1 rRNA gene is annotated in these 1,245 nt (G+C 52.9%); it reads right to left on the reverse strand.

The window, feature by feature from the left end:
* Window positions 1–77 precede the first annotated feature (77 nt).
* A 23S ribosomal RNA gene (locus B9N88_RS32150) occupies window positions 78–1,245 on the reverse strand; the annotation flags it as partial.

Genomic DNA, 1,245 nt, shown 5'->3' on the forward strand with positions numbered 1-1,245 from the left:
TCGAACTTTCGGTTCATTGCGTCTTCACACACCGCAATCTGATGCTCTTTCGAGTAGTCAAATTGCTTGGGTGTTATATGGTCAAGCCTCACGGGCAATTAGTATTGGTTAGCTCAACGCCTCACAGCGCTTACACACCCAACCTATCAACGTCGTAGTCTTCGACGGCCCTTCAGGGGACTCAAGGTCCCAGTGAGATCTCATCTTGAGGCTAGTTTCCCGCTTAGATGCTTTCAGCGGTTATCTATTCCGAACATAGCTACCCGGCAATGCCACTGGCGTGACAACCGGAACACCAGAGGTTCGTCCACTCCGGTCCTCTCGTACTAGGAGCAGCCCCTCTCAAATCTCAAACGTCCACGGCAGATAGGGACCGAACTGTCTCACGACGTTCTAAACCCAGCTCGCGTACCACTTTAAATGGCGAACAGCCATACCCTTGGGACCGGCTTCAGCCCCAGGATGTGATGAGCCGACATCGAGGTGCCAAACACCGCCGTCGATATGAACTCTTGGGCGGTATCAGCCTGTTATCCCCGGAGTACCTTTTATCCGTTGAGCGATGGCCCTTCCATACAGAACCACCGGATCACTAAGACCTACTTTCGTACCTGCTCGACGTGTCTGTCTCGCAGTCAAGCGCGCTTTTGCCTTTATACTCTACGACCGATTTCCGACCGGTCTGAGCGCACCTTCGTACTCCTCCGTTACTCTTTAGGAGGAGACCGCCCCAGTCAAACTACCCACCATACACTGTCCTCGATCCGGATAACGGACCTGAGTTAGAACCTCAAAGTTGCCAGGGTGGTATTTCAAGGTTGGCTCCACGCAGACTGGCGTCCACGCTTCAAAGCCTCCCACCTATCCTACACAAGCAAATTCAAAGTCCAGTGCAAAGCTATAGTAAAGGTTCACGGGGTCTTTCCGTCTAGCCGCGGATACACTGCATCTTCACAGCGATTTCAATTTCACTGAGTCTCGGGTGGAGACAGCGCCGCCATCGTTACGCCATTCGTGCAGGTCGGAACTTACCCGACAAGGAATTTCGCTACCTTAGGACCGTTATAGTTACGGCCGCCGTTTACCGGGGCTTCGATCAAGAGCTTCGCGTTAGCTAACCCCATCAATTAACCTTCCGGCACCGGGCAGGCGTCACACCCTATACGTCCACTTTCGTGTTTGCAGAGTGCTGTGTTTTTAATAAACAGTCGCAGCGGCCTGGTATCTTCGACCGGCATGGGCTTA

This window comes from Pseudomonas sp. LAMO17WK12:I1 (genome assembly GCF_900177315.1).
In the GTDB taxonomy this organism is placed as follows: Bacteria; Pseudomonadota; Gammaproteobacteria; order Pseudomonadales; family Pseudomonadaceae; genus Aquipseudomonas; species Aquipseudomonas marginalis.